Below are 3,057 nucleotides of genomic sequence, written 5' to 3'. Positions count from 1 at the left end.
CTACGATTCGGTTCGAGCCGGGCCGGTCGGTCGGTCGCGTCAGTCAGGGCTGCCCAGCCGGACTACGGTCGGGGTGAAGGTCCCGGACGAGGTGGCGACATCGAGCACCTGCACGCGGTCGGGGTCCAGGCGTAGCAGGGTGAACTTCGGATCGTCCGGGCCGCTCACACCGAAGGTGGTGAGGTCGTAGCCCAGGGGTTCCGGCGCTGTCGTGAACAGATCCCAGACGTGCTTCTTCACCGCGTCGTCCGTCACCCAGGAGGCGACGGCCTCACCGGAGACGGTGTTGTGCGCCGGGCTCCAATAGCTGAACGCCACAGTCGGATTGGCGGCCAGATGGCGCGCCTTGATCGGCGAGGGACTGGTGAAGATCCAGCCCACCGGACGGTCGCCCTCCATCTCCCAGATCGGGTGCAGGATGCGCGAGCGCGGGCGACCGTCGGCATCGACGGTGGTGATGGTGCACCACACGATCTCGCCGGTGAATCGGAAGAACTCATCCCTGATGGTGTCGAATGTCGTCATCGCCAACTCCCTCGTCATCGCAGCCTCCCCGTCGTGGCCGCTTTCCCCGCGCCGATCGTGTGTGGGCGCATCATCGCACGGAGCACCGACAGATTGCCGTGATCGCCGAAGTTCATGCGCCGACCGGCTTTTCGTCGCATCCTCGTAGGGGGCGGCACAGGTGGGATCGTCCCGACGCGGGTGAGGTGGATGTCATGAGCGCGACAGTGCTGATTTCCGGTGCCGGTATCGCGGGATCGACGCTGGCCTACTGGCTCGGCGAGTACGGATTCGCGGTGACCGTGGTCGAACGGGCGACGCACCGGCGGACCAGCGGCAGTCCGGTGGATGTGCGCGGGGCCGCCGTGGATGTGGTCACCGAAATGGGCATCATGCCCGAGTTGCGTGCGGGCGCGACCCATGTCGAGCGGATCACCTTCGTGGACGGCACCGGGCGGCGGCGAGCCACTGTGCGCACGTCGGCATTCGGGGAGCGTGAGGACGAAATCGAGGTGGCGCGAGCCGATCTGGCGGGCGTCCTGCTCGCGGCGGCGGGTGACCGGGCCGAGATTCGCTGGGGCGACACGATAACCGGGCTGGTGCAGGATGTCTCCGGGGTGCGCGTCCGCTTCGACCAGGCACCGCCCGAGCACTTCGACTACGTCGTCGGCGCGGACGGCCTGCACTCCACGGTGCGGCGGCTGGTCTTCGGGCCCGAACGAAACTTTCTGCGGCACAGCGGGATCTACGTCTCCACTCTGCCGGTGGAACGCCTGGTCGGTGACGATCGCGAAGTGCTCATGTACAACACACCCGGCCGGTCGGTCTCCGTGCACCCGGCGGGTGGCCGACCGCTCGCTGCGTTCATGTTCCGGCGCGGGGAGATTCCGGGGCTGGACTATCGCGAGACCGCAGCGCACAAGCGCATCCTCATCGGCGAATTCACCCACCGCACCGGCATCTTCGCCGATCTGCTCGACCAGGTGCGCGCCGCGCCGGACCTCTACTTCGACTCGGTCGGCCAGGTGCGGCTGCCCCGCTGGTCGGACGGCCGGGTCGCCCTGGTCGGCGACGCCGCCTCCTGCGTCTCACTGTTCGGCAACGGCTCCAGTACGGCCATCGTCGGCGCGCGCACCCTCGCCGAGGAACTGGCGCGCACCCCCGAACTGCCCCGAGCGGCGTTGTACCGTTACGAGCACCGGCACCGCGGCGTCGCCGGAGGCGAACAGCGCGGTCTGCGGCTCGCGGCCGCCTTGCTCATTCCCGGTTCCCGCCCCGCGATCCTGCTTCGCGACACCGCGATCCGCCTGCTGCCCTCCCGGTGACAATCGATCGCATACCGCCGAGGTCGCGCCGGTATCCGGCGGTGACCGTGACCCCGACGAACCCGCACGTTCTCACAGCAGATCGCTGACGTCGTCGGGGACGTCGACGGCGTATTTGCGCAAGGTGTCCATGGGGATCACCTCCAGGGCGTTCTCGTGGGTGGCGGCCAGGATCACGGGGGCGGCGACGCCGTCCTCGTGGGCGTGCAGCCAGCGGACGGCCACCACGCACCAGCGGTCGCCGGGTTGCAGGCCGGGGAAGTTGTTCTCGGGACGCGGGGTCAGCAGGTCGTTGCCGATCGACTTCTGGTGGTCCAGGAATTCGGCGGTCACGACGGTGCACACCGTATGACTGCCCAGATCCTCGGGGCCGGTACTACAGCAGCCGTCCCGATAGAAGCCGGTGAGAGGATCGGTGCCACACTCCTCCAGCGGTCCCCCAAGCACATTTCGATCGGTCACGTGGCCGATCCTATTGTCTTGGTGTCGGATTCGCCGCTGCTTCGCGGGCTCGGCACGTTGTCGTCCAAACCGGTCGGTAGATGGAGCCTCCGCGCATACTCGTTCCGGCGTGTCCTCCGGTTCCCGTACCGGCCTGTGTGTTATTGCACACGCCGTCGTCCGATTCGGCATGTCGGCAGGGCTCACGGGCCGGTCGGAGCGCCCTCGACGGACAGGTGGGCGAATCGGGCGGCGGCGAACTCTCTGAAAGGATGGTGCCGTGACTGCAGACGCCTGGATTCTGATTGCCGCGATCGCCGCGGTGCTGCTGGTGGCCTTCGTCGCCGGTTTCGTGCTGTACAAGCGTCGGCGTATCTCGCTGACCCCCGACACCACCGAGACCAAGGAGGTCACGGACAAGTCGGGCGGTTACACGGCAGCGGGCGGCTTCAGTTTCAGCCAGGGCGGTGGCACGGCCACGGCGCCGAAACCCACCCCGGAACCGGTACGGCCACCGACGCCGCCGGTCGAGCGCACCGACGACGAGGGCCAGCCGCATATCGGCGACGACGCGGCCGTGCCTCGCGACGCGGCCCGACGCGGCATTACCGACGTGCGTCTGCCGGAGCCCGAGCAGGGTCCGCAGGCTCCCCCCGCGCCCGAGTCCGACACGCCCGGCGCGACCACCGAGCCCGAGGCCACCGGAACTGTCGCACCTGAGAAGTCTGACGTGGCTGAGAAGCCGGGCGTGGCTGAGCAAGGGACCGCCCCGGATCTGGTCGCCCCC

At 68.6% G+C, this 3,057-nt stretch carries 3 protein-coding genes and 1 pseudogene; 2 read left to right on the top strand and 2 right to left on the bottom strand.

Annotation, left to right across the window (positions count from 1 at the left end; genetic code table 11):
• Window positions 1–39 precede the first annotated feature (39 nt).
• Window positions 40–525 (bottom strand): pyridoxamine 5'-phosphate oxidase family protein, encoded by a 486-nt coding sequence (locus QK444_RS34760; protein WP_195122008.1) that lies wholly within the window; start codon window positions 523–525, stop codon window positions 40–42.
• 194 nt (window positions 526–719) lie between these two features.
• Between QK444_RS34760 and QK444_RS34755 the strand changes: the two genes are divergently transcribed.
• Window positions 720–1,829, top strand: a complete 1,110-nt coding sequence (locus tag QK444_RS34755; protein WP_282786240.1) for an FAD-dependent monooxygenase — start codon at window positions 720–722, stop codon at window positions 1,827–1,829.
• Between the two features lie 72 nt (window positions 1,830–1,901).
• On the opposite strand, the gene QK444_RS34750 is transcribed toward QK444_RS34755, so the two are convergent.
• A complete protein-coding gene (locus QK444_RS34750; protein ID WP_029930042.1) occupies window positions 1,902–2,291 on the bottom strand; it encodes a DUF2237 domain-containing protein in 390 nt (129 codons plus the stop codon).
• 259 nt (window positions 2,292–2,550) lie between these two features.
• Here QK444_RS34750 and QK444_RS34745 point away from each other — a divergent pair.
• A pseudogene (locus tag QK444_RS34745) lies at window positions 2,551–3,057 on the top strand (signal recognition particle-docking protein FtsY); the annotation flags it as partial.

Source organism: Nocardia sp. CC201C (assembly GCF_030010695.1).
GTDB lineage: Bacteria > Actinomycetota > Actinomycetes > Mycobacteriales > Mycobacteriaceae > Nocardia > Nocardia otitidiscaviarum.
Note: the sequence above shows the minus strand (reverse complement) of the source record. Positions and strands in the feature narration are given on the sequence as shown.

What these genes read in the sequence shown, in the direction of transcription:
- QK444_RS34760 (WP_195122008.1), bottom strand. Translation starts at nt 525, where the DNA reads ATGACGACATTCGACACCATCAGGGATGAGTTCTTCCGATTCACCGGC.
- QK444_RS34755 (WP_282786240.1), top strand. Translation starts at nt 720, where the DNA reads ATGAGCGCGACAGTGCTGATTTCCGGTGCCGGTATCGCGGGATCGACG.